Raw genomic sequence first — 22246 nt, 5'->3', positions numbered from 1 at the left:
TTAACGCTTTCTGAACGCCACGAAGGAAATTTGTTTTATATCAGACACTTACGCCGGATTGCACGCGTGCAACCGGGGTCGTTTCACGCCGCCAGACCCTTGGTCCCCATATCCAGGAACTTCTCGCGCCGGTCCTTGATCAGGAAGTCCGGCTTCTTGCCCGACAATTCCTTGAGCATGGCCTCGATCGCCTTGCCCACCGCCTCGATCGTCTCTTTCTTGCCCCGCTGGGCCCCGCCCAGAGGCTCCTTCACGATCCGGTCGATCACGCCCAGTTTCTGCAAATCCTGCGCCGTCAACCGCAAAGCCTCAGCCGCCTCACGCATCTTGTCGGCATCCTTCCACAGGATCGAAGCGCAGCCTTCCGGGGAAATCACCGAGTAGATCGAATGCTCCAGCATCGCGATCCTGTTCGCCGTGGCGAGGGCCACCGCGCCACCCGAACCACCCTCACCCACGACGACCGAGATCACCGGAACCCCGATCTGCAGGCTTTTCTCGGTGGCCCGCGCAATCGCCTCCGCCTGCCCCCGCTCCTCCGCGCCTTTCCCGGGATAAGCCCCGGGAGTATCAACGATCATCACGACCGGCAGCCGGAACCGGTCCGCCATCTCCATCAGCCGGATCACCTTGCGGTAGCCCTCCGGCCGGGCCATGCCGAAGTTCCGCTCGATCCGGGTCTTGGTATCATGCCCCTTCTCCTGCCCCATCACGACCACCGCATGGTCATTGATCCGGGCCAAGCCCCCCATGATCGCGTGATCGTCGGCAAAGTTCCGGTCACCGGCGAGCGGGGTATATTCGGTGAAAAGCGTGTCGATATAGTCGCGGCAATGCGGCCGGTCCGGGTGGCGGGCGACGAGGCATTTCTGCCAGGCGTTGAGACCCTTGTAGAGGTCCTTGAGCATCTGGTCCGCCTTGCGATCCAGCGCCTCGGCTTCCTTGCTAACATCGGTCGCCGGGTTCGAACGGCCCATGGCGCGCAGCTCCTCGGCCTTGCCTTCGATCTCGGCGAGGGGCTTTTCGAATTCCAGATAGTTCATCGGACACTCCCAGAAGGCCGCAGGTTCTTTGGCCCTATATGGCCGGGACGCGCCCAAGATGCAACTCGGGCGGCGGAAGGGCGGGGAAACGCCTGCGTGAGGCGGGGGCAGACGCCCGGTTTCCGGCCGTCCAAAGCCCCCCGGAAATAACAACGCGCCCTGCGGTGCAAGACCGCAGAGCGCGCTTCCTCCCCATGACGCTGCCGAGGGCCTCCTCTCCCAGGGCAGCAGGGTAACCGATCTGTTACGGTATCAGTGCCCGGTTTCTGGGCGTTCTGTCAACACTTGTTACGCTGCGGCAATCAATTCCGCCTGGGCCACGATGACCTCGGCCTGGCGGATCGAGGCGATGTCGACAAGCCGCCCCTTGTAGACCGTCGCCCCCTCGCCGCGTGCCTTGGCCTCGGCCATGGCAGAGAGGATGTCGCGCGCCTCGGCGACCTGGGCGTCGGAGGGGGTGAAGACCTCGTTGGCAAGGGCTATCTGCTTGGGATGAATGGCCCATTTGCCCACCATGCCCAGGGTGGCCGAACGGCGGGCCTGGGCGCGAAAACCCTCGTCGTCGCTGAAATCGCCGAAAGGACCGTCGACCGGCAGCAGGCCATGGGTGCGGCAGGCGGCCACGATGGCGGTCTGCGCCCAGTGCCAGGGGTCCGACCAATGCCGCGCGCCCTGGTGCAGCATGTAGTAATTCTCCTGCGTCCCGCCGATCCCGGTGGTCTGCATCCCCATCGAGGCGGCGAAATCCGCCGCCCCGAGGCTCATCGCCACCATGCGCGGCGAGGCGGCGGCAATCGCCTCGACATGGGAAAGACCGGCGGCTGATTCGATGATGACTTCGAAGTTGATCGGCTTCTTGCGCCCCTTGGCGCGTTCGATCGCGGTCACCAGGGCATCGACGGCATAGATATCCTCGGCGCAACCCACCTTGGGGATCATGATCTGATCCAGCCGGTCACCCGCCTGTTCCAGAAGGTCCACCACATCCTTGTACCAGAAGGGCGTGTCCAGCGCGTTGATCCGCACCGACAGCGTCTTGCGGCCCCAATCGATGGTCGAGATCGCCTCGATGATATTGGCGCGGGCCTGCGGCTTGTCGGCGGGGGCGACGGAATCCTCGAGGTCGAGGTTCACGACATCGGCCCCCGATGCCGCCATCTTGGCGAACAGCGCCGGGCGCGAGCCCGGTCCAAACAACTGGCAGCGGTTCGGGCGGGCCGGGGGAGCGGGTTGCAGACGAAAGGACAAGATGGCCTCGCAATGAAGTTTCAAGATTGCATGACACGCAGTTATAATGTTGCGCACCGACTTGCAAGAACCTTTTGCAGGCGCAGCATTTCCGCCGCCCCCACCCCCGATTTTTCGCCGAAAAATCGTCTCTCGCCTTTGCGGGATTTTTCGCAGAAAAATCGTCGCGATGAGGTTCCCATGATCAGCGTTACCCCCGACACGTTCAAAATCGCCCGCACCTTCACCATCTCGCGCGGCTCCAAGACCGAGGCCCATGTCCTGACCGTCCGCATCACCCGGAACGGCGTCACGGGCTGGGGCGAATGCGTGCCCTATGGCCGCTATGGCGAAAGCCTCGAATCGGTCAGCGCCGCCATCCGCGCCCTGCCGCCCGACATCACGCGGCAGGACCTGCAATCGGCCCTGCCCTCCGGCGCGGCCCGCAATGCCGTCGATTGCGCCCTCTGGGATCTGGAGGCGAAGACCGCGGGCCGCCGCGCCTGGCAGCTAGCGGACCTCGCCGAACCCGCGCCCGTACCGATCGCCTTCACCCTCTCGCTCGACACGCCCGCGGACATGCGCACTCAGGCAGCCCAGAACGCCCACCGCCCGCTTCTGAAGATCAAGCTCGGCACCCCCGACGACATGCCGCGGCTCGAGGCCGTCCGCCAGGGTGCCCCCGCCGCCCGCCTGATCGTCGATGCGAACGAGGGCTGGACGCCAGAGGTCTATACCGACCTCGCCCCGCACCTGCTGCGCCTCGGCGTCGCCATGGTCGAACAACCCCTGCCCGCCGGCGCCGATGACATGCTGGCCGAAATCGCCCGCCCCCTGCCCGTCTGCGCCGACGAATCGGCCCATGACGCGGCGAGCCTTGCCGGCCTCAAGGGCAAGTATGACCTCGTGAACCTGAAGCTCGACAAGACCGGCGGGTTGACCGAGGGCCTGCGCGCCAGGGCCGAGGCGCAGCGCCTTGGTCTGGGCCTGATGGTCGGCTGCATGGTCGGCTCCTCGCTCGCCATGGCGCCGGGGGTTCTACTGGCGCAGGGCGCGGCCTATTCGGATCTTGACGGCCCGCTCCTTCTGTCTCAAGACCGCGACACCCCTTTGCACTATGACGGCGCCGGGGTGCATCCGCCTGAAAAGGCCCTTTGGGGATAGAGCATGACCCGCATTGTCTATGTGAATGGCGACTTCGTTCCGGAAGCCGAAGCCAAGGTTTCGGTCTTCGACCGCGGCTTCCTGATGGCCGATGGCGTCTATGAGGTGACCTCGGTTCTGGGGGCCAAGCTGATCGACTTCGAAGGTCACTGCATCCGCCTCGCCCGCAGCCTGTCCGAGCTGGAGATGACCAATCCCCATACCGACGCCGAATGGCTCGCCCTCTTCCGCGAGATCGTGGCCAAGAATGCGGTCGTCGACGGCATGGTCTATCTGCAGGTCACCCGCGGCAATCCCGGCGACCGCGACTTCGCCTTCCCCGGGCCGGAGGTCGCCCCGACCGTGGTCATGTTCACCCAATCCAAGCCTGGTCTCGCCGAGAACCCCGCTGCCAAGGTCGGCATGAAGGTGATCGGCGTCCCCGACATCCGCTGGGGTCGCCGCGACATCAAGACGGTGCAGCTCCTCTACCCGTCGATGGCCAAGATGATGGCCAAGAAGGCCCATGTCGACGACTGCTGGTTCGTCGAGGATGGCGCGGTGACCGAGGGCACCTCGAACAACGCCTATATCGTCAAGGGCAACCGGATCGTGACCCGCGCCCTCTCCTCCGACATCCTGCACGGCATCACCCGCGCCGCCGTGCTGCGCTTTGCGTCCGAGGCGCAGATGGAAGTCGAAGAACGCGCCTTCACGATTGCCGAGGCGCAGACGGCCGATGAGGCCTTCATCACCTCGGCCTCCGCTTTCGTGATGCCCGTGGTGGAAATCGACGGCGCAGCGGTCGGCACCGGCAAGCCGGGCGCCGTGGTGGCCCGCCTGCGCGAAATCTATCTCGACGAGATGCGCAAGGCGGCGGTCTGAGGCGAAAGCCCGCACAGGAACCCACCCGATCCCGTGCATTTGGCGGGGTCGGGCGGGATGCCCCATTGGCAGCGCGTGCGATGTGGACGAAGCGGACCTTGGCCCGAGCAACTTGCTTAAGGCTTTCGGTCGCCGTTCGGTTGAAGTTTGGTCAACATTGACGCTGACTGCGGCACGGGTCTAGCTAGGTCTGTTGTTCTCTGGAACAGGTGAGCTTTGCTGAAAGGATTGCTTCTGCTGACCGTGGGGCTTGGCACGCTGATGCTGGTCAGGGGCACCATGTTTACGCCCGTGGTCACGCAGTTGGCCGGAGAAGATATACCGTTTGATTTAAAAGCTGACTGGGTGGGTGTTTGCCTGTCGAGTGAATACGAGATACCCGATCTGGCAATCCAAAAATTTGCGGCCCGCTCCTGCTGGGATGGCGCGGAAGTGCCTAACGATACGATCTACATTACATATCTTCTACCGGGCGGCCAATGTTCACGGGCAACCGCTGCCGGCCATTTTCTAGAGCAGGATTGGATCGAGACGCGTTGTTTCAAGCAATCCGAAATCTCTGGAGACAGACTCGTTAAGACGAACGGGGTCTATAAGTTCCTGCGAAATTCGCTCGACTTAAACGGCGGCTAAGGGCTCCAAGCTCCCCCCCGCCCCCCTTCCACTGAACAGGGCGGGAAAGGCCCCAGACCCTTCCCGCCCCTTTCCTCACGCCGGGTTCAGCGCCGCAAACACCGTTGGGAAACTGCCGTTGGCCTCGGCATTGCGCAGCCGCAGCACGGCCTGGACCAGAATCTCCGGCCCGCCCGCGGCCAGAAGCTGCATGACCTCGGCGATGTAATCCTCCAGCTTCAGCGCATGGGGGTTGGCGCGGCTGCCCGGCATCAGGTCGGTGCCAACGGCGGGCGGTGCCAGCTCGATCACCTCGACGGAGGTCGCACGCAGCTGATGGCGCAGCGACTGGGTCCAGGAATGCAGCGCCGCCTTGGTCGCCGAATAGGTCGGCGTCGCGGCCAGGGGCACGAAGGCGAGGCCCGAGGTCACATTCATCACCGCTGCCGCCCCCTGCGCCTTCAGATGCGGCAGGAAAGCCGCCGTCAGCCGGATTGGCCCCAGAAGGTTGATCGCGATCGTCGCCTCGGCGGTGGTCAGGTCAAAGGGCTCGGCCAGCAGATCTTCGGCCTGCATGATCCCGGCATTGTTGATCAGCACGTTGAGGTCGGGATGCGCGGCCAGAACCCGCGCGGCAAAGCCCGGGATCGAGGCACCGTCCTCCACATCCAGCACGGCGTAAGCCATGCCCGGATTGGCGCGGCTCACCTCGGCCAGCAGGGCCTCGCGCCGCCCGGCGATGATCACCCTGTTGCCCTGGGCCAGCAGCGCCTCGGCCAAAGCGCGCCCGATGCCCGAACCGCCGCCGGTCACCAGAACCGTATTGCCTGTCATTTTCATGGGATGTCCTTTCACGTCTTGCCCAGCTCTGCCGCGGTGATAGACCAAGTCACTTACCCGTGGTAAGTAGGCACCCGAAATATCTGTAGTTACCGAAAGGAAACCGACATGTCTGTGACCGCTCCGGACGGAACCCCGGTCAACCCGCGGGTCGAGGCGCTGGTCGCCGAACTGATCGGGCGGGTGGCCGACAAATGGACGATGATCGTGCTGGAGGTGCTGGCCGAAGAGGGCGAGACCCGCTTCACCGCACTCGGCCGCCTGGTGCCCGGCATCAGCCAGAAGATGCTGACCCAGACCCTGCGCGCGATGGAGCGGGACGGCCTCGTGATCCGCACCATCCACCCGGTGATCCCGCCCCGCGTCGATTACAGGCTGACCGATCTCGGCCTCAGCCTGGGCGAGGCCTTTTGCGGCGTCTGGCACTGGGCCGAAGCGAACCTCGCGAGGATCGACGCCGCCAGACAGCGCTTCGACGCCAAACCCTGACGCAGAAACCCGCTTCATCCAGAAAAAAATATCCTCGGGGAAGTCCAGAGGGGCGGAAAGCCCCACTGGCTGGGGGGCTCGGGGGGACTGGTCCCCCCGACACCTCCGCCGGCTGCAAGCCCCTCTACTTCGAAGGCTCGCCCCCGACATTTTCGGCAAAAGCCACCGCGAAGGCCGCCTGCTTTTCCGCATCCGCCGCCGTCTGGTTCTGCTTCACCCAGTCCGCATAGGGCATGCCATAGACGATCTCGCGGGCCTCTTCCTTGGTCAGGGCGATGCCTTCTGCCGTCGCCGCCTCGTTGTACCAGCGGCTCAGGCAGTTGCGGCAGAACCCCGCCAGGTTCATCAGGTCGATGTTCTGCACATCGGGACGCTTTTCCAGAAGATGGTGCATCAGCGCGCGGAAGGCCGCGGCCTCCAGCTTTTCGCGGGTCTGGTCATCCAGTTGCATCACGCCCTCTTTCATCACAAGGCCTCCCATGCCCGGGTCAGGACCGGAGCCAGACGCAGCCCCCAGGCCCTTTGCCCCTCTGGATCAGAGATGAGGTCGTTCCTCACCTCGATCAAGGTGTTGTGGCGGCCCTTTTGCAAGGCGTGCAGGTCGATCGAATCGCCGGGCAGATGGCCGTCATAGGGCTCGTTGTCGCCGATGCAGAGGTCGGGCTCGGCCTGCAGCGCCGCGATCAGGGGCCGCGAGAAGCGCGGGTCGAGGTGGGAGTAAAGGACGCCGACATGCCAGGGCCGCGCCGCCCGCCCGCGCAGGCAGGGGGTGAAGGAATGGATGGCAAGGATGATCGTGTCCGCGCGCCGCGCCGCAAGATCCTCCAGCGCCGCGTGATAGGGCCGGTGCAGGGTGGCGAGCCGGCGCTCGACCTCCGCCGCACTCACCCCGGCATTGGCCGGAATGATCGTGCCGTCATAAAGCTGCATGACGAGGGTCGGGTCCTCCTCGCCCCGGTTGGCGTCGATCACCAAACGGCTGAAATCCGAGCAGATGACCGGGCTGTCCAGCGCCTCGCCCAGGGCCAGGGCCACGCCGCGCGCACCGACATCCCAGGCGATATGGCGGCCCATGTCGGCGGAGGAAATGCCAAGGTCGCCGCCCGCCACATCCTGCGGCACGCGGTTGGAGGCATGGTCGCAGGTCACCAGCCAGCGGCCGGGACGCTCTGCGCCGGTGATGTTGAAGGGGGGCGTCTCAAATTGGGTCATGTCAGGGTTCCTTGCCCCCGCTCTTAGCGAAACCCACCGGGAATGGGAATCTTTGCTGCGCCAAACAGCAGAAATTTGCGGTCCTGCCCGCTATTTCAGCAATTCTTCATCCGATCTTTGCCTAATCTTCACGCCTCTCGGTTTGGTTACGATCCGGCCAGTTGCCCCCACGGGCTAATTGCGCGATAAGACCCCCGGCCCACCGCAACACCGGAACACGACGAAAAGGATCAGGCATGAGACGCCTCCGTAACGTGAAGATCGTGGCCACACTGGGCCCGGCTTCCAGCGACTACGCCACCATCCGCGCTTTGTTCGAGACTGGGGCCGATGTGTTCCGTCTGAACATGAGCCATGGCACCCATGACGACATCCGCGCGCGGCACGTCATCATCCGCAAGGTCGAAGCCGACGTTGGTCGCCCGATCTGCATCCTGGCCGACCTTCAGGGCCCGAAACTGCGCGTCGGCACCTTTGCCAACGGGCACGAGGATCTGGTCGAAGGCGCCAAGTTCCGCATGGACCTTTCGGCGGCCCCCGGCGACGTCCACCGCGTGCAGCTTCCCCATCCGGAGATTTTTGCGGCGCTGGAACCCGGCGCCTCGCTTCTGGTCAATGATGGCAAGATCGCCGTCCGCGTCGATGACTGCGGCAAGGACTTTGCCAATTGCACGGTGACCGTGGGCGGCACCATCTCCAACCGCAAGGGCGTGAACGTGCCCGACGTGGTTCTGCCGATGGCGGCCCTGTCCGAAAAGGACCGCGTCGATCTGGAATTTGCCTGCGAGCTCGGGGTCGACTGGCTCGCCCTCTCCTTCGTGCAGCGCCCCGAGGATGTGATCGAGGCGCGTGGCCTCGCCCGGGGCCGCGCCGCCATCATGGCCAAGATCGAAAAGCCCGCCGCCGTGAAGGCCTATGATGCGATCCTGCAGGTCTCGGACGGCATCATGGTCGCCCGCGGCGACCTTGGCGTCGAACTGCCGGTCTATTCGGTGCCGCCGATCCAGAAACGCCTGATCCGGGGCGCCCGCGCCGCGGCCAAGCCGGTGATCGTGGCGACCCAGATGCTGGAATCGATGATCGAATCGCCGGTCCCGACCCGGGCCGAAGTCTCCGACGTTGCCACCGCCATCTACGAGGGCGCCGATGCGGTGATGCTTTCGGCGGAATCCGCGGCCGGCAAATACCCGCTGGAAGCCGTGGCCACGATGAACAACGTCGCCATCTCGGTCGAAAAGGACCCGACCTACCGTCAGGTCATCGAATCGAGCCGCACCGTCCGGCGCGAGACCATCGCCGATGGCATCGTGGCCGCTTCGCGCGAGATCGCCGAAGCGACCAACATCAAGGCCATCGCCTGCTTCAGCCTGACCGGGACCACGGCGGCGCTGGTGGCGCGGGAACGGCCGCGGGTGCCGATCATCGCGCTCACGCCCCTCATGTCGACCGCGCGCCGCATGGCGCTGACCTGGGGCGCGCATTGCGTCATCACCGAACCGCAGGAGCGTCTGAAGGGGGCCGTCATCGCCGCCATCCGCGCCGCCCGTGGCGAAGGCTTTGCCGAGGTCGAGGATACCATCGTGCTGACCGCCGGGGTGCCCTTCAACGTGAAAGGCACAACCAACGTCCTGCGCGTGGCGCCCTGCGATGAAAGGTTGATTTCGCGGGTCGATCCTGAATAATCGCTGACAGGCGATTGCCGGAGTTTTCTTCGGGGTATTCATGGATACGGATCTGATACTTGTGGTGGGCATCGTCGCAATCGTGCTGGCGGTGCCCACTTTGCTTGCGTCCTGGGTCGATGGCTCGGTTCCGCGCACCGGGTCGCTTCTGGTGCTGCTCGGCGGGGTCCTGATCGCCGTGGCCCTGACCCAGCACGGGCGCGGCTATTCCTTTGCCGAGATGCCCGATCTCTTCATGCGGGTGATCGGGCGGCTTCTGAAGTAGCGGCGTCGGCCCAGCCGGGCGCTTAAAGTGCCGCCAGCGCCTTTCGCCGCCGCAATGCCCCTTGCGTCCCCCCCGCCCTGCCCCTATACGCCAGCCCTCAGACTACCCCCGCACGGCCGGCCCACGTGGCATGCCGAGTCGTGCCTGCAACCACGGAGATGGAAATGCCCAAGATGAAGACCAAGTCGGCGGCCAAGAAGCGTTTCAGCTTCACAGCCAACGGCCATGTGAAAGCCGGCAATGCCGGCAAGCGCCACGGCATGATCAAGCGCACGGCGAAGTTTGTCCGCAACAGCGCCGGGACGATGATCCTGTGTGCTTCGGACGAGAACATCGTCAAAAAGTACATGCCGTATAACCGCTAAGGAGAGATCACATGTCCCGCGTCAAATCCGGCGTCGTCACCCACGCCCGCCACCGCAAGGTGATCGCCAAGGCGGCTGGCTACTACGCCGCCCGCTCCACGAATTTCAAGACCGCGACCCAGGCCGTCGACAAGGCGCAGCAATACGCCACCCGCGACCGCAAGGCCCGCAAGCGTCAGTTCCGCGCCCTGTGGATCGCCCGTATCAACGCCGCCGTGCGTCTGTACGATCCGGCCTTCACCTACTCGCGTCTGATCGATGGTCTGGCCAAGGCCGGCATCACCGTCGACCGCAAGGTCCTGGCCGACCTGGCCGTGCATGAGCCCGAGGCGTTCAACGCCATCGCCGCCCAAGCCAAGGCCGCTCTGCCCGCCGCGGCCTGAGCCTTCCGGCACCGCAATAGAGAAAACCCCGCCAGTGGCGGGGTTTTTTCATGTCCGGGTGCTGCGGTTCAGTCCCCTGCCCCGCGCTAAGCCTTCTGCGCCCGCGCGGCCAGTCGGAAGGCCAGCATCGCCATGCCGCCCACCCCCGCCGTCACCAGGGCCGCCGCCAGCGCCGGGTCCGGCCCCAGCCCCACCGCCGTGGTGCAAAGGGCTGCCACCAGCATCTGGACAAAGCCGTAAAGCCCCGAGGCCGCCCCGGCATATTCCGGCAGGATGTTCATCGCCTGCGAGGTCGCAATCGGGCTGGTCACCCCGGTGGCGAGGCAAAAGAAGAAGACCGGCGCCATGAAGACCGGGGCCGAAAGCGGCACCCAAAGCACGATGGCCAGCAGGGCCAGCCCCGATCCCAGCGTCAGCCAGTTCGCCATCTTCAAGAGCCGGGGCAAGGGCACCTTGCCCACGGTCAGCTTGATGAGGAAATTCCCCAGCGCCACCGCCAGCACCACGAGCGCGAGCCAGGGCCCGACCTCATGCGCCGGACGGTGCAGGTCCTTCTCGAAGATGAAGGGCGCCGCCGTGATCACGCCGTACATCGAGGTCGTGGCACAGGCCCCGCCCAGCACCAGCCAGCGATAGGCGCCGCGCCCCATGAGGGCCTTGATGCCCTCGGTGAAGGTGGAATGGGCGGCGGCTTCGGGCCTCGTCTCGGGGATCAGGAGGAGGACGCTGGCCAGATTGGCCACCCCGATCGCCAGAAGCAGCGGGAAGATCATCCGCCAGCCGGCGAATTGCACCACGAAACCGCCGATCATCGGGGCGAGCGAGGGGCCGACCACCATGATCATCGTCAGCACGGCAAGGCGGCTCGCGATCTCTTCCGGGTTCGACGTGTCGCGCAGGATCGCCCGGCCCAGCACCAGCCCGGCGCAGCCGCCCAGGGCCTGAAACAGCCGCGCCGCGATCAAGAGGTCAAGGCTCGGCGCCAGATAAGCGGCGATCCCGGCGAGGCAGTAAAGGCTCAAGGCCACCAGCAGCACCGGGCGGCGCCCGAAATGGTCGCTGAGCGGGCCATAGAGCAACTGCCCGATCGCCATGCCAAGGATGTAGACGCTGATCGTCATTTCCATCCGCGGCATCGAGGCGGCAAATTCGGTCGCGGCCCCCGGCAAGGCGGGCACGAAGATATGCATGGCGAGCGAGCCGGTCAGCGTCAGCGCGCCGAGGACCCAGACCGGCACGCGCGGCCTTTGGCTTTCGGGCTTGCCGGTGGTGTCGAAATCGGTGGCGGTCATGCGGGGAGGCTTTCGGTTGATGCGGGCAGGCGGGCGAGGATCTGGCCCAGAACCCGTTCGGTGGTGGCAAGATCCTCGGGGGATATGCCGGACAGGGCCGTGCCGCGCACCTCGGCCGCGGCCTTTTGCGCAGCACCCACCACGCCGGCCGCGGCGGGGGTCAGCACGACCCAGCGCACCCTGCGGTCCTGCGGGTCATCCTCGCGCAGCACAAGGCCCTGTGCGGTCAGGGCATCGACCAGCCGCACGACGGAGGAGCGGTCGAGGCCCAGATACTCCGCCAGATCGACCTGCCGGACCGGGCCGACCCTGTTAAGATAGAGAAGCGGCAGCCAGGTCGCCTCGGTCAGCCCGACGGGGGCGAGGCCAAGGTTCACCGCCCGCCGCCAGTTGCGCGAGACATGCTGGATCAGGCGGCCGATATTTTCGCGTGTCTTGTCTGCGGGCATCCGGGTTCCGGCCATGATTGTTTGGACTGCAACCATTGATATGTAAACCATACCACGCTGACAAGCGATCCGGGCCGTTGCATAGCGGCCTTCCCCGGGCATCATGGCTCGCCCTGCCGGAGGGCGCCCGCCCCCGCGCCAAAGGAAAAAGCCCCACCTTGCGGCGGGGCTTTTCTTCGGCTTCCGGTCATTCAGTGGGTTGCGGCGCCAATCCCGTCCAGCGCGGCCACGGCCTCCGGCGGCAGGGTCAGTTCGGCGGCGGCGAGGTTCTCGTGCAGGTGCGCCACCGAAGACGTGCCCGGGATCAGCAGGATGTTCGGCGCGCGCTGTAACAGCCAGGCCAGCGCCACCTGCATCGGCGTCGCGCCAAGCCCCGCCGCCACCTCGGTCAGGATCGCCGATTGCAGGGGCGAGAAGCCGCCCAGCGGGAAGAAGGGCACATAGGCGATGCCCTCTGCCGCCAGCGCGTCGATCAGCGCATCGTCGCCGCGGTGGACGAGGTTGTACTGGTTCTGCACGCAGACCACCTCGGCAATCCGGCGGCCCTCGGCAATCTGGGCCGCGGTGGCATTGCTGAGCCCGATGTGGCGGATCAGGCCCTGGCGCTGCAATTCGGCGAGCGCGGTCATCTGCGGCTCGATCGCGCCTTCTGCGGGGCCGTGGATGTCGAACATCAGGCGCAGGTTGACCACGTCGATCACCTCGACCCCCAGGTTGCGCAGGTTGTCATGGACGGCGGCGACCAGCTGATCGGGGGCAAAGGCGCGGTTCCACGACCCGTCCGCACCGCGCACCGCGCCGATCTTGGTGACCAAAGTCACGCCGTCATAGGGATGCAGCGCCTCGCGGATCAGCCGGTTGGTGACGTGGGGGCCGTAGAAGTCGCTGGTGTCAATGTGATCGACCCCCTGCGCCACCGCCGCGCGCAGGACGGCCAGCGCCGCCGCAGGGTCCTTGGGCGGGCCGAAGACCCCGGGGCCGGCCAGTTGCATCGCGCCATAGCCCATCCGCCGGACCGGGGTCGCACCGAGGGTGAAGCTGCCAGCTTTGCCAATATCCGTCATGTCATCTCTCCTGTTTCCGCTTGGCCCCTGATCTAGACCTCTCGGCACTGTGTGATAAGCTGGGGTAATCAGCACAACCCGTGCGGAGGGGCGCACAATGACCGCCGATCTTGCCGACCTGAACGCCTTCGTGGCGGTGGCGCGCGCCGGAGGCTTTCGCACCGGGGCGCGGGCGGTGGGGCGCAGCGCGTCGAGCCTCTCCGAGGCGGTGCGGCGGCTGGAGGCCGGGCTCGGCGTCCGCCTGCTGAACCGCACCACCCGCAGCATCGCCCTGACCGAGGCCGGAAGCCGCCTGCTGGAACGCCTCGCCCCGGCCCTGACCGAGGTGACGGCGGCGCTGGACGTGGTCAACAGCTTTCGCACCAGCCCGACCGGGACCCTGCGGCTGAACGTGCCCGTGGCCGCCGCAAGGCTGGTTCTGCCGCGGCTGGTGCCGGGCTTTCTGGCCGCCTATCCCGACATCACGCTGGATGTCATCGCCGAGGACGGCTTTGTCGACATCCTGGCCGAGGGCTGCGATGCGGGCATCCGCTATGAGGAGCGTCTGGAACAGGACATGATCGCCGTCCCGATCGGCCCGCGCCTGCAGCGCTTTGCCACCGCGGCCGCGCCCGCCTATCTGGACCGCCGCGGCCGTCCGCAGCATCCGCGCGACCTGCTGTCCCACGCCTGTCTGCGCGGCCGCTTCGCCAGCGGCACCTCGCCGGCCTGGGAGTTCGTGAAGGACGGCGAGGCCCTGCAGATCGAACCCACCGGCCCCCTCGTCGTGCGCCTTGGCGGGGCGGTCGATCTGGCGGTGGAGGCGGCGCTGGCAGGCTCCGGCATCATCACCCTCTTCGAGGACTGGCTGCGCCCCTATTTTGCCAGCGGCGCGCTGGAACCGGTGCTGGAGGACTGGTGGCCCAGCTTCTCGGGCCCATTCCTCTACTACCCCGGGCGCCGCCACCTGCCCGCACCGCTGCGCGCCTTCATCGACTACATCAGCACCGCACGCCCCTGGGCCGCTGCTCCACTTGCATCCCGCGCGCCATCCGGTTAGCACCGTCGCGCATCTGTAGGAGGCGCATATGGACGGGCTCGACACGCTGAAGGCCAAGTATCTGACCGCTGTGGCGGCGGCGTCGGACGAATCCGCGCTGGAAGAGGTGCGGCTGGCCGCCCTTGGCAAGAAGGGCGAGATTTCGGCGCTGATGTCCTCGCTGGGCAAGATGGCGCCCGAGGAGCGCAAGGCCGCCGGCGCCAACCTGAACCTCCTGAAGGACGAGATCGACGCCGCCCTGCGCGCCCGCAAGTCCGGTCTGGCCGATGCGGCGCTGGACGAGCGTCTGCGCTCGGAATGGCTGGATGTCACCCTGCCCGGCCGCCCGCGCCCGCAGGGCACGATTCACCCGGTCTCCCAGGTGATGGAAGAACTGACCGCGATCTTCGGCGACATGGGCTTTGCCGTGGCCGAGGGGCCGCAGGTCGAAAGCGACTGGTATAACTTCGACGCCCTGAACATCCCGCCGGAACACCCCGCCCGGCAGGAGCATGACACTTTCTTCATGGCCCGCGCCGAGGGCGACACGCGCCCGCCGCATGTGCTGCGCACCCATACCTCGCCGGTGCAGATCCGCGCCATGGCCGCCCAGGGCGCGCCGATCCGCGTCATCGCGCCGGGCCGCGTCTACCGGATGGACATGGACCAGACCCATGCGCCGATGTTCCACCAGGTCGAGGGCCTCGCGATCGACCGCAACATCTCGATGGCGAACCTGAAATGGACGCTGGAGGAATTCTGCCGCGCCTTCTTCGAGGTGCCCTCGGTGGAACTGCGCTTCCGCGCCAGCCACTTCCCCTTCACCGAGCCTTCGGCCGAGGTCGATATCCGCTGTTCGTGGAAAGACGGTCAGCTGAAGATCGGCGAGGGCGACAGCTGGCTGGAGATCCTCGGCTCCGGCATGGTCCATCCCAAGGTGCTGACCGCGGCGGGCGTGGACCCGACGCAATGGCAGGGCTTTGCCTTCGGCATGGGCATCGACCGGATCGCCATGCTGAAATACGGCATCCCCGACCTGCGCGCCTTCTTCGAAAGCGACCTGCGCTGGCTGCGGCATTACGGTTTCGCGGCGCTCGACATGCCGGACCTGCCCGGCGGCCTCAGCCGCTGATCCCCAAAAACCTTCGGACGGCAGCGATTTAAGAAGGGTTCGCCCAACCACCAGAGCCTTTACCGGTTCCGGTGGTTGGGTTCAGATGCGACCTTGCATCAGGCACACAAGAACAGTCAGGCCCATGATCAACGCCAGCCTTGCCGGGTGGCGGCGGGGAAGGTCAGCGGGTATGGACAATAAATCATGCATTGCCACAATCTAGCACAGATTCACCGATCAATTATGTTTAAAACAAGGCAATTGCGGCGACAAGCCGTTTCCGATTCCGCAACGCCGTGCCAGAAGGTCCTGCCGGGGCTGCGGCAGAACGGGATCGCGAGGCGGCATTCGGTGGGACCGCTTCCCCTTGGCCCGGCTTTGCGGTAAGTCCCTGCGCGACCGCTCTCACTGACTGCCGACCCGCCCGATCCCGGATATCCGGAATGTTGCAACTGACCTGGGGATTGCCATGAAATTCACCCTGTCCTGGCTCAAGGACCATCTCGACACCACGGCTTCGGTGGACGAGATCACCGAGGCGCTGACCGATCTTGGACTGGAGGTCGAAGAGGTGGTGAACCCGGGCGCCCGGCTGGCGCCCTTCACGCTGGCCAAGATCCTCCACGCCGAAAAGCACCCCGATGCCGACAAGCTGCGCGTCTGCCGGGTGCTGACGGATGAGGGCGAAAAGCAGATCGTCTGCGGCGCCCCCAATGCCCGCGAAGGCATCACGGTGGTCCTCTGCAAGCCGGGCGATTATGTGCCCGGCATCGACGTGACCCTTGGCGTCGGCAAGATCCGCGGTGTGGAAAGCCAAGGCATGATGGCCTCCGAACGCGAGCTGGAGCTGTCGGACGAACACAATGGCATCATCGAGCTGCCCTCGGGCGAGGTCGGCCAGAAGTTCGTCGACTGGCTGGCGGTGAACCGCCCCGGCACCGTCGATCCGATGATCGAGATCAAGATCACCCCCAACCGCCCCGATGCGCTTGGCGTGCGCGGCGTGGCGCGCGATCTGGCCGCGCGCGGTCTGGGCGTGCTGAAACCGCTGGTCGTGACCCCGGTGGCAAGCAGCTTCGCCTCGCCCATCGGTGTGAAGATCGACGCGGCCCTGAAGGTCAAGGGCTGCCCGCATTTCGCCGGTCGCACCATCCGTGGCGTCAGGAATGGCGCCTCGCCCGACTGGCTGCAACAGCGGCTGAAGGCGATCGGGCTGCGGCCGATCTCAGCCCTGGTCGATATCACCAATTACTTCACCTTCGGCCTCAACCGCCCCCTGCACGTCTTCGATGCGGGCAAGGTCAAGGGTGATCTGATCGTGCATCCGGCTGCGGGCGGCGAAGAGTTCCTCGCACTGGATGGCAAGACCTACACCCTGCGCCCCGGGATGATGGCGATTTCCGATGCGGCGGGGGTGGAATCGCTGGCGGGGATCATGGGTGGCGAGGTTTCCGGCTGTTCGGAGGCCACCACCGATGTCTTTCTGGAAAGCGCCTATTGGGACCCGATCACCATCGCCTCGACCGGCCGCGCGCTGAAGATCAACTCGGATGCGCGTTACCGCTTTGAACGCGGCGTCGATCCCGCCTTCACGCTCGACGGGCTGGAGCTTGCGACGCAGATGATCCTCGACCTCTGCGGCGGCGAGGCCTCGGAAGTGGTGCAGGACGGCGCCCCCCTCGACGTGACCCGCGCCTACAAGCTGGACCCGGCGCGTCTGGTCAGCCTTGTGGGCATGGAGATCCCCGAAGAGACCCAGCGCCAGACGCTGGAGGCCCTCGGCTTCGTGCTGAACGGCAATATGGCCACCCCGCCGACCTGGCGCCCCGATGTGCTGGGCGAGGCCGATCTGGTGGAAGAGGTCGCCCGCATCGCCTCCTTGACCAAGCTGCAGGGCCGCCCCCTGCCCCGCGTCAACACCGGCGTGCCGCGCCCGATCCTGACGCCCCTGCAGGTGCGCGAGCGCACCGCGCGGCGGACCATGGCGGCGCTCGGCTACAACGAATGCGTCACCTACAGCTTCATCGACGCCGAGGCCGCGGGCCTCTTCGGCGGCGGGTCCGATGCGGTGCGGATCGAAAACCCGATCTCGTCGGAGATGACCCATCTGCGCCCCGACCTCTTGCCGGGCCTCCTGCGGGCGGCGGCGCGCAACCAGGCGCGCGGCTTCGCCGATCTGGCGCTGTTCGAGGTCGGCCCCGCCTTCTCGGGCGGCGAACCGGGCGAGCAGCAGCTTCTGGCCTCGGGCCTCCTGGTCGGTGCGGTGGCGCCGCGCGACCCCTTTGGCTCGCGCCGTCCGGTGGATGTGTTCGACGCCAAGGCCGATGCCGAGGCGGTTCTGGCCGCCCTCGGCGCGCCTACGCGGGTGCAGATCAGCCGCAAGGTGGCGGGCTGGTGGCACCCCGGCCGCTCCGGCGCGATCGGCCTCGGGCCGAATGTGCTGGCGACCTTCGGCGAGGTGCACCCCCGCGTGCTCTCCGCCATGGGGGTCAAGGGCCCGGCCGTGGCCTATACGATCGCCGTGGCCGCCGTGCCCGCGCCCAAGGTCAAGACCCCGACCCGCCCCGCGCTGGCCCTGTCGGACCTGCAAGCCGTCGACCGCGATTTCGCCTTCGTGGTAGATAGCAAGGTCGAGGCCCTGACTGCCGTCAACGCCGCGATGGGGGCCGAGAAGGGCCTGATCGACAGCGTAAAGGTCTTCGACCAGTTCACCGGCGACAAGGCCGAGGCGCAGATGGGCGCCGGCAAGAAAAGCATCGCCCTCACCGTCCGCCTGCAACCGCGCGACAAGACCCTGACCGATGCCGAAATCGAGGCGGTCTCAGCGAAGATCGTAGACAAGGTCACCAAGGCCACCGGCGGCACCCTGCGCCGCTAAGCCCAGAAGGCGGCGTCCCGGCGCCGCTTTCCTGCCCAAGTGGCGGGCCTACGCCGCCGTCACCCGGTCTATCGGCACAGCGGCGGGGCGCTGCCCCGAGCCCCGGAGTATTTGGCAAGGAGCAAAAGCAGCCTCTTGCCCTTTCATTGGTCCATAAATATCCCCGGGGGTCTGGGGGCAGGCAGCCCCCAGCCGGGGCCGCCGCGCGCCCTCCGGTCAGGACTTGCGGCCAAAGAGGCGCGAGAACCAGCCGCGGGTGCGGTCGCCGGCCTCTTGCACCTCGGCCACCGCGGGGTCGACCATCCGCTCCCAGAACTGCAGCCACATCCGCCGCGCCATAAAGGCGAGGAAGGCCAAGAGGGTCAGGATGATCACGTTGAGCCAGGGGAAAAAGCTCACATCCGGGCCGGACACTTCGGTGATGCGCACGGCATTGGGGAAGATCGACAGCATCGCCCAGCGCCAGCCGTAATGTGTCACCATCACCCATTTCGGCGCGCCGTCCGAGGATTTCAGGTTGGTCGCCACCGCCTGCAGGTTCGAGCTGTCGTATTTGAAATAGGGTGGCCAGATCCAGCCGGTATCCTCGTTGCGGTAGACCATGACCTTGCCATCGGCATAGGCCGCATTGATGAAGCGGATGTCGCGGCTGTCCTTGCCCTCTGCGGTGCCGGTGTCGGGCGAGGCGTAGAAATACCGGTTGGCCCAGCTGACCGTGGTCACCCGGTTATAGGCCTCGGTGATGCGCACCACGTCGTGCTGGGGCAGCGTATAGTCGAGAAACCCGGCGACGATCAGCGCCACAAGCCCCCAGATCGCCCATTTGACCTTGCGCATCAGACCCTCCTCATGTGTGGTTCACGACATAGGCGATCAGGACGATCAACACCACCGGGATCACATAGACCAGCAGGATCAACCGCTTGCGCAGCCCGTGTTCGTATTCCGCCATGCCTGTTGCCACGAAATCCTCGCGCAGGCCGGGATGGCCGCCGGCGTCGAAGTCGTTCTCAAGCGTCTCGCGGCGCACAGAGCGGGAATAGGCCGAGATGATCCAGTAGATCACCGTCAACCCGACAAACCCGCCGATGATGAGTTGCAACATGAAAGCGCCCCCCTGCCCCTAGTCAGCTAGTCCGCTCCGCCCTTTGGTTCAAGGGCCTTGCACGGGCCGAGCCGGCGCGGCACGGTGCCGCGCTGCGGGGTCAGACCGCGATATTGTCGATCAGGCGCACGCCGTCGAGCCAGGCGGCGGCCAGAAGCCGCAGGGGGCGGGTCATATCCTCGGCAGGGGCAAGGCTTTCGGCGTCGCGCAGGGTCAGATATTCGACCGCACTGAAACCCGCTTGCAGAACCGCGGCTTCGGCGCGGGCCAGCGCCTCCTCAGGCAGGGCGCCGGCGCGCAGGTCCTGCGCCGCCTCGCGCATCGCGCGGTGCAGGGCCGGGGCCATTTGCAGGGCAGCAGGCGACAGGCGCTGGTTGCGCGACGACAGGGCGAGGCCGCTCTCCGCCCGCAGCGTGGGGCAGCCCGTGACCTCGACGGTCAGGTTCAGGTCGGCGACCATCCGGCGGATGACCTGCAACTGCTGCCAGTCCTTCTCGCCGAAATAGGCGCGGTCGGCCTGGGTCATGCCGAAGAGCTTGGCGACCACCGTCGCCACGCCGGCGAAATGGCCGGGGCGCAGCGCGCCTTCCAGCGGGTCAGCCACGCCCACGACGCTGACCGTGGTGGCAAAGCCCGGCGGATAGACCACCTCGGGCGGCGGAGCGAAGATCGCATCCACCCCCTCGGGCGCAAGAAGCGCCAGATCGGCCGCCTCGGTGCGGGGGTATTTCGCCAGATCCTCGCTGTTGTTGAACTGTTTCGGGTTCACGAAGATCGTCACGATCACCCGGTCGGAGCCGGCCTTGGCGGCGCGCACCAGGCTCAAATGACCTTCGTGCAGCGCGCCCATGGTGGGCACCACGCCGACGCTTTGGCCTGCAGCCTTCCAGCCGCGCACCACCTGCCGCAGGGCGGCCACGTCACGAAAGGTCGCGATCATCAGGCTTTCCCCGGCAGGACATCGGCAAAGCCATGTTCGGGACCCGGGAAGCGGCGGTTGCGGACATCCTCGGCATAGGCGGCGATCGCCTCGCCCGCCGCCTCGCCAAGGTTGCCGTAACGCTTGACGAATTTCGGGCGGAAGTCGGTGAACATGCCCAGCATGTCATCCACCACCAGAACCTGGCCGTCGCATTGAACGCCCGCGCCGATGCCTATGGTCGGGATCGCAAGCCTTTGAGTGATCCGTGCGGCCAGACCGACCGGCACCTTCTCCAGCACGACCGAGAAGGCACCCGCCGCCTCGATCGCCAGGGCGTCCTGCATGACGCGCTCGGCCTCGTCCGCCCGGCCCACCACCTTGTAACCGCCCAGCGTATTGACCGCCTGCGGGGTCAGGCCGATATGGGCCATCACCGGCACGCCACGCGCCGTCAGAAAGGCGATCGTCTCGGCCATGTGGCTGCCGCCTTCAAGCTTGACCGCAGGCGCGCCGGTTTCCACCATCAGGCGGGCGGCGTTGCGATAGGCCTGCTCCGGGCTTTCCTCGTAGCTGCCGAAGGGCATGTCGATGACCGCCATCGCCCGCTTCAGCCCGCGCACCACGGCGCGGCCGTGCAGGATCATCATCTCCATCGTCACGCCGAGGGTCGAGGGCAGACCATGCAGCACCATGCCGACCGAATCGCCGACCAGCGCCACATCGCAATGCGCATCGACCAGCCGCGCCATCGGCGTGGTATAGGCGGTCAGCACCACCAGAGGGGCCTGGCCTTTGCGGGCGCGGATTTCGGGCGGCAGAACCGACCGCAACTCGCTATGTCCGGTGGACGGGGTCGCGCTCATCTTTCAGGCTCCGCAAGCTTATGTCGCCGCCAATATGGGCATGTTTTCAACGCAGGCGCAAGAAAGCTGCGCCGCATTGCAGCACAGAAAGAGCTTGACCTTGCTGCGGCGCAAAGGCGCATTGGCAGGGCAAGGAGCACGCATGTCACATCTCATCCGTCTGTCCCGCGAAGGGATCACCCCCGAAATCAGCCGTCCCGACCCCGAAAAGGTGATCGAGGGCGATCCCGTCCACACGACCTGGAACCTCGAAGAGCGCGGCGGCCTCTATGCCGGGCTCTGGCATGCCACGCCCGGCACCTGGCGCGTGAGCTACGCCGAATGGGAATATGTGCATATTCTGGAGGGGGTTTCGGTCCTGACCGATGCCGAGGGCAAGGAGACCGTCCTGCAGGCCGGCGACAGTTTCGTCATCCGTCCGGGCTATTCCGGCACCTGGCGCGTGGTCGAGGCGACGCTGAAGGATTATGTGATCCTGGCCTGACGAGGCCGGATCTGAAGGAATGCAGGTCCCGGCCCGAGGGCCGGAACCTGCGAAGGGCTCAGTAGCCGCCGGCGGCTTCGGCCTGCTGGCGGGCGGCCTCGTCGGCAGCGCGGGCCGCGGCGTCATAGGCGGCCAGCGCCGGATTCGCGGCCTCGGCAGCGGCGAGGGCGGCGGCGTCCTTGATCTTCTTGGCCTGATTCTCGGGGGTATCGGGCACGGCGCGGCCATAGGCGTCGTCCATATAGGGACCCTCTGCCGCGAGGCTTTCCTCCTTGGTGCGAACCTTGACCTTGGCGCCCATCTGCACCCGGTCGAAGAGCTCGATCGCATCCTGGTTGAAGAGGCGGATGCAGCCGGCCGAGGTGGCATGCCCGATCGAGTTGTTGTCGACCGTGCCATGGATGCGGAAGTAGGTGTCGCGGCCATTGCGGTAGAGATACATGGCGCGAGCACCCAGCGGGTTGTCGATGCCACCGGCCATGCCGCCGGCATATTCCTTGTAAAGGTCGGGACGGGTGCGCACCATGTTGGCGGTAGGCGTCCAGGACGGCCACTTCTCCTTGCGGCCGATCACACCGGTGCCGCGGAAGGACAGGCCCTCGCGGCCGACGGCGATGCCGTAGCGGGTGGCCATGCCGCCCTCTTCGATGAAGTAGAGCTTGCGGGCGAAGGTATCGACCACGATGGTGCCGGGCGCCTCGTCGCCGCTATAGGCGACTTCGGTCTTCTGGTAGCCATCGACCATCAGACGGGCATCGACGGCGGGGATCTGGAAGCCACCGTCCTCGACCGCCTCATAGCCCGGCAGGACGGACATTTGCGGCGATTGTTCTTCGACGTGCGGTTTTCCACAGGCGGCCAGCAGGGACAGCAGGGCCATGGCAGCGAATTTTGTCATTAGTCTGGTCACG

25 protein-coding genes are annotated in these 22246 nt (G+C 66.2%); 12 read left to right on the top strand and 13 right to left on the bottom strand.

Going from position 1 to position 22246, the window contains the following annotated elements:
- Window positions 1-83: 83 nt before the first annotated feature.
- Both AC1DZT_RS22195 and AC1DZT_RS22190 read right to left on the bottom strand, forming a co-directional pair.
- Complete coding sequence (locus AC1DZT_RS22195) at window positions 84-1043, bottom strand: acetyl-CoA carboxylase carboxyltransferase subunit alpha (protein WP_478008833.1); 960 nt, start codon at window positions 1041-1043, stop codon at window positions 84-86.
- 288 nt (window positions 1044-1331) lie between these two features.
- Window positions 1332-2291 (bottom strand): L-malyl-CoA/beta-methylmalyl-CoA lyase, encoded by a 960-nt coding sequence (locus AC1DZT_RS22190; protein ID WP_478008832.1) that lies wholly within the window; start codon window positions 2289-2291, stop codon window positions 1332-1334.
- A 180-nt stretch (window positions 2292-2471) separates the two neighbouring features.
- Here AC1DZT_RS22190 and dgcA point away from each other — a divergent pair, with 180 nt between their 5' ends.
- The 3 genes from dgcA (at window position 2472) to AC1DZT_RS22175 (ending at window position 4931) form a co-directional block, all read left to right on the top strand.
- Window positions 2472-3434 carry an N-acetyl-D-Glu racemase DgcA gene (dgcA, locus tag AC1DZT_RS22185; protein ID WP_478008831.1) on the top strand — a complete coding sequence of 321 codons (963 nt, stop codon included), beginning with the start codon at window positions 2472-2474 and terminating at the stop codon, window positions 3432-3434.
- A 3-nt stretch (window positions 3435-3437) separates the two neighbouring features.
- Window positions 3438-4298: a D-amino-acid transaminase gene (locus AC1DZT_RS22180; RefSeq protein ID WP_478008830.1), complete on the top strand. Its 861-nt coding sequence runs from the start codon at window positions 3438-3440 to the stop codon at window positions 4296-4298.
- Window positions 4299-4514: 216 nt separating this feature from the next.
- Window positions 4515-4931 (top strand): hypothetical protein, encoded by a 417-nt coding sequence (locus tag AC1DZT_RS22175; protein WP_478008829.1) that lies wholly within the window; start codon window positions 4515-4517, stop codon window positions 4929-4931.
- A 75-nt stretch (window positions 4932-5006) separates the two neighbouring features.
- Here AC1DZT_RS22175 and AC1DZT_RS22170 read toward each other — a convergent pair whose 3' ends face one another.
- Window positions 5007-5750, bottom strand: a complete 744-nt coding sequence (locus AC1DZT_RS22170; protein ID WP_478008828.1) for an SDR family oxidoreductase — start codon at window positions 5748-5750, stop codon at window positions 5007-5009.
- Between the two features lie 108 nt (window positions 5751-5858).
- On the opposite strand from AC1DZT_RS22170, the gene AC1DZT_RS22165 reads away from it, so the two are divergent.
- A complete protein-coding gene (locus AC1DZT_RS22165) occupies window positions 5859-6239 on the top strand; it encodes a winged helix-turn-helix transcriptional regulator (RefSeq protein WP_478008827.1) in 381 nt (126 codons plus the stop codon).
- Between the two features lie 124 nt (window positions 6240-6363).
- Here the strand turns inward: AC1DZT_RS22165 and AC1DZT_RS22160 are convergent, their stop codons facing one another.
- Window positions 6364-6684, bottom strand: coding sequence for a DUF1244 domain-containing protein (locus AC1DZT_RS22160; RefSeq protein WP_478008847.1), 321 nt, complete (start codon window positions 6682-6684; stop codon window positions 6364-6366).
- Window positions 6685-6704: 20 nt separating this feature from the next.
- Window positions 6705-7451 (bottom strand): N-formylglutamate amidohydrolase, encoded by a 747-nt coding sequence (locus AC1DZT_RS22155; RefSeq protein ID WP_478008826.1) that lies wholly within the window; start codon window positions 7449-7451, stop codon window positions 6705-6707.
- A 236-nt stretch (window positions 7452-7687) separates the two neighbouring features.
- Between AC1DZT_RS22155 and pyk the strand changes: the two genes are divergently transcribed.
- The 4 genes from pyk (at window position 7688) to rplT (ending at window position 10146) form a co-directional block, all read left to right on the top strand.
- Window positions 7688-9133, top strand: a complete 1446-nt coding sequence (gene pyk, locus AC1DZT_RS22150; protein ID WP_478008825.1) for a pyruvate kinase — start codon at window positions 7688-7690, stop codon at window positions 9131-9133.
- Between the two features lie 40 nt (window positions 9134-9173).
- Entirely contained in the window at window positions 9174-9398 is a 225-nt protein-coding gene (locus AC1DZT_RS22145) for a hypothetical protein (RefSeq protein WP_478008824.1), read from the top strand.
- Between the two features lie 164 nt (window positions 9399-9562).
- On the top strand, window positions 9563-9763 hold the full coding sequence (rpmI, locus tag AC1DZT_RS22140; RefSeq protein ID WP_478008823.1) for a 50S ribosomal protein L35: 201 nt from the start codon (window positions 9563-9565) through the stop codon (window positions 9761-9763).
- An 11-nt stretch (window positions 9764-9774) separates the two neighbouring features.
- Window positions 9775-10146 carry a 50S ribosomal protein L20 gene (gene rplT / locus AC1DZT_RS22135; RefSeq protein WP_477999678.1) on the top strand — a complete coding sequence of 124 codons (372 nt, stop codon included), beginning with the start codon at window positions 9775-9777 and terminating at the stop codon, window positions 10144-10146.
- A gap of 86 nt (window positions 10147-10232) precedes the next feature.
- On the opposite strand, the gene AC1DZT_RS22130 is transcribed toward rplT, so the two are convergent.
- The 3 genes from AC1DZT_RS22130 to AC1DZT_RS22120 form a co-directional block, all read right to left on the bottom strand.
- On the bottom strand, window positions 10233-11438 hold the full coding sequence (locus tag AC1DZT_RS22130) for a multidrug effflux MFS transporter (protein ID WP_478008822.1): 1206 nt from the start codon (window positions 11436-11438) through the stop codon (window positions 10233-10235).
- Window positions 11435-11887 carry a MarR family winged helix-turn-helix transcriptional regulator gene (locus AC1DZT_RS22125; RefSeq protein WP_478008821.1) on the bottom strand — a complete coding sequence of 151 codons (453 nt, stop codon included), beginning with the start codon at window positions 11885-11887 and terminating at the stop codon, window positions 11435-11437. The genes AC1DZT_RS22130 and AC1DZT_RS22125 overlap by 4 nt, the downstream gene beginning before the upstream one ends.
- A 191-nt stretch (window positions 11888-12078) precedes the next feature.
- Window positions 12079-12951 carry an aldo/keto reductase family oxidoreductase gene (locus AC1DZT_RS22120; RefSeq protein ID WP_478008820.1) on the bottom strand — a complete coding sequence of 291 codons (873 nt, stop codon included), beginning with the start codon at window positions 12949-12951 and terminating at the stop codon, window positions 12079-12081.
- A gap of 97 nt (window positions 12952-13048) precedes the next feature.
- On the opposite strand from AC1DZT_RS22120, the gene AC1DZT_RS22115 reads away from it, so the two are divergent.
- The 3 genes from AC1DZT_RS22115 (at window position 13049) to pheT (ending at window position 17961) form a co-directional block, all read left to right on the top strand.
- The gene (locus AC1DZT_RS22115; protein ID WP_478008819.1) at window positions 13049-13990 is read left to right on the top strand and encodes a LysR family transcriptional regulator; all 942 of its coding nucleotides are present in this window, start codon (window positions 13049-13051) and stop codon (window positions 13988-13990) included.
- A 28-nt stretch (window positions 13991-14018) separates the two neighbouring features.
- The gene (gene pheS, locus AC1DZT_RS22110) at window positions 14019-15101 is read left to right on the top strand and encodes a phenylalanine--tRNA ligase subunit alpha (RefSeq protein ID WP_478008818.1); all 1083 of its coding nucleotides are present in this window, start codon (window positions 14019-14021) and stop codon (window positions 15099-15101) included.
- A gap of 451 nt (window positions 15102-15552) precedes the next feature.
- Window positions 15553-17961: a phenylalanine--tRNA ligase subunit beta gene (gene pheT, locus AC1DZT_RS22105; protein ID WP_478008817.1), complete on the top strand. Its 2409-nt coding sequence runs from the start codon at window positions 15553-15555 to the stop codon at window positions 17959-17961.
- 216 nt (window positions 17962-18177) lie between these two features.
- On the opposite strand, the gene AC1DZT_RS22100 is transcribed toward pheT, so the two are convergent.
- The 4 genes from AC1DZT_RS22100 to panB form a co-directional block, all read right to left on the bottom strand.
- A complete protein-coding gene (locus AC1DZT_RS22100; RefSeq protein WP_478008816.1) occupies window positions 18178-18798 on the bottom strand; it encodes a DUF1523 family protein in 621 nt (206 codons plus the stop codon).
- A 10-nt stretch (window positions 18799-18808) separates the two neighbouring features.
- A complete protein-coding gene (locus AC1DZT_RS22095) occupies window positions 18809-19066 on the bottom strand; it encodes a hypothetical protein (protein ID WP_478008815.1) in 258 nt (85 codons plus the stop codon).
- A gap of 100 nt (window positions 19067-19166) precedes the next feature.
- A complete protein-coding gene (gene panC / locus AC1DZT_RS22090; protein WP_478008814.1) occupies window positions 19167-20006 on the bottom strand; it encodes a pantoate--beta-alanine ligase in 840 nt (279 codons plus the stop codon).
- The gene (gene panB, locus AC1DZT_RS22085) at window positions 20006-20851 is read right to left on the bottom strand and encodes a 3-methyl-2-oxobutanoate hydroxymethyltransferase (RefSeq protein ID WP_478008813.1); all 846 of its coding nucleotides are present in this window, start codon (window positions 20849-20851) and stop codon (window positions 20006-20008) included. Before panB ends, panC begins: the two co-directional genes overlap by 1 nt.
- A gap of 142 nt (window positions 20852-20993) precedes the next feature.
- Here panB and AC1DZT_RS22080 point away from each other — a divergent pair, with 142 nt between their 5' ends.
- Window positions 20994-21335: a cupin domain-containing protein gene (locus tag AC1DZT_RS22080; RefSeq protein ID WP_478008812.1), complete on the top strand. Its 342-nt coding sequence runs from the start codon at window positions 20994-20996 to the stop codon at window positions 21333-21335.
- Between the two features lie 58 nt (window positions 21336-21393).
- On the opposite strand, the gene AC1DZT_RS22075 is transcribed toward AC1DZT_RS22080, so the two are convergent.
- Window positions 21394-22215, bottom strand: coding sequence for a L,D-transpeptidase (locus AC1DZT_RS22075; RefSeq protein WP_478008811.1), 822 nt, complete (start codon window positions 22213-22215; stop codon window positions 21394-21396).
- Window positions 22216-22246 lie beyond the last annotated feature (31 nt).

It is taken from the genome of Rhodobacter sp. P1_C2 (genome assembly GCF_056406375.1).
Note: the sequence above shows the minus strand (reverse complement) of the source record. Positions and strands in the feature narration are given on the sequence as shown.

What these genes read in the sequence shown, in the direction of transcription:
- AC1DZT_RS22195 (WP_478008833.1), bottom strand. Translation starts at nt 1,043, where the DNA reads ATGAACTATCTGGAATTCGAAAAGCCCCTCGCCGAGATCGAAGGCAAG.
- dgcA (WP_478008831.1), top strand. Translation starts at nt 2,472, where the DNA reads ATGATCAGCGTTACCCCCGACACGTTCAAAATCGCCCGCACCTTCACC.
- AC1DZT_RS22180 (WP_478008830.1), top strand. Translation starts at nt 3,438, where the DNA reads ATGACCCGCATTGTCTATGTGAATGGCGACTTCGTTCCGGAAGCCGAA.
- AC1DZT_RS22170 (WP_478008828.1), bottom strand. Translation starts at nt 5,750, where the DNA reads ATGAAAATGACAGGCAATACGGTTCTGGTGACCGGCGGCGGTTCGGGC.
- AC1DZT_RS22165 (WP_478008827.1), top strand. Translation starts at nt 5,859, where the DNA reads ATGTCTGTGACCGCTCCGGACGGAACCCCGGTCAACCCGCGGGTCGAG.
- AC1DZT_RS22155 (WP_478008826.1), bottom strand. Translation starts at nt 7,451, where the DNA reads ATGACCCAATTTGAGACGCCCCCCTTCAACATCACCGGCGCAGAGCGT.
- pyk (WP_478008825.1), top strand. Translation starts at nt 7,688, where the DNA reads ATGAGACGCCTCCGTAACGTGAAGATCGTGGCCACACTGGGCCCGGCT.
- AC1DZT_RS22145 (WP_478008824.1), top strand. Translation starts at nt 9,174, where the DNA reads ATGGATACGGATCTGATACTTGTGGTGGGCATCGTCGCAATCGTGCTG.
- rpmI (WP_478008823.1), top strand. Translation starts at nt 9,563, where the DNA reads ATGCCCAAGATGAAGACCAAGTCGGCGGCCAAGAAGCGTTTCAGCTTC.
- rplT (WP_477999678.1), top strand. Translation starts at nt 9,775, where the DNA reads ATGTCCCGCGTCAAATCCGGCGTCGTCACCCACGCCCGCCACCGCAAG.
- AC1DZT_RS22130 (WP_478008822.1), bottom strand. Translation starts at nt 11,438, where the DNA reads ATGACCGCCACCGATTTCGACACCACCGGCAAGCCCGAAAGCCAAAGG.
- AC1DZT_RS22125 (WP_478008821.1), bottom strand. Translation starts at nt 11,887, where the DNA reads ATGCCCGCAGACAAGACACGCGAAAATATCGGCCGCCTGATCCAGCAT.
- AC1DZT_RS22120 (WP_478008820.1), bottom strand. Translation starts at nt 12,951, where the DNA reads ATGACGGATATTGGCAAAGCTGGCAGCTTCACCCTCGGTGCGACCCCG.
- AC1DZT_RS22115 (WP_478008819.1), top strand. Translation starts at nt 13,049, where the DNA reads ATGACCGCCGATCTTGCCGACCTGAACGCCTTCGTGGCGGTGGCGCGC.
- pheS (WP_478008818.1), top strand. Translation starts at nt 14,019, where the DNA reads ATGGACGGGCTCGACACGCTGAAGGCCAAGTATCTGACCGCTGTGGCG.
- pheT (WP_478008817.1), top strand. Translation starts at nt 15,553, where the DNA reads ATGAAATTCACCCTGTCCTGGCTCAAGGACCATCTCGACACCACGGCT.
- AC1DZT_RS22100 (WP_478008816.1), bottom strand. Translation starts at nt 18,798, where the DNA reads ATGCGCAAGGTCAAATGGGCGATCTGGGGGCTTGTGGCGCTGATCGTC.
- AC1DZT_RS22095 (WP_478008815.1), bottom strand. Translation starts at nt 19,066, where the DNA reads ATGTTGCAACTCATCATCGGCGGGTTTGTCGGGTTGACGGTGATCTAC.
- panC (WP_478008814.1), bottom strand. Translation starts at nt 20,006, where the DNA reads ATGATCGCGACCTTTCGTGACGTGGCCGCCCTGCGGCAGGTGGTGCGC.
- panB (WP_478008813.1), bottom strand. Translation starts at nt 20,851, where the DNA reads ATGAGCGCGACCCCGTCCACCGGACATAGCGAGTTGCGGTCGGTTCTG.
- AC1DZT_RS22080 (WP_478008812.1), top strand. Translation starts at nt 20,994, where the DNA reads ATGTCACATCTCATCCGTCTGTCCCGCGAAGGGATCACCCCCGAAATC.
- AC1DZT_RS22075 (WP_478008811.1), bottom strand. Translation starts at nt 22,215, where the DNA reads ATGGCCCTGCTGTCCCTGCTGGCCGCCTGTGGAAAACCGCACGTCGAA.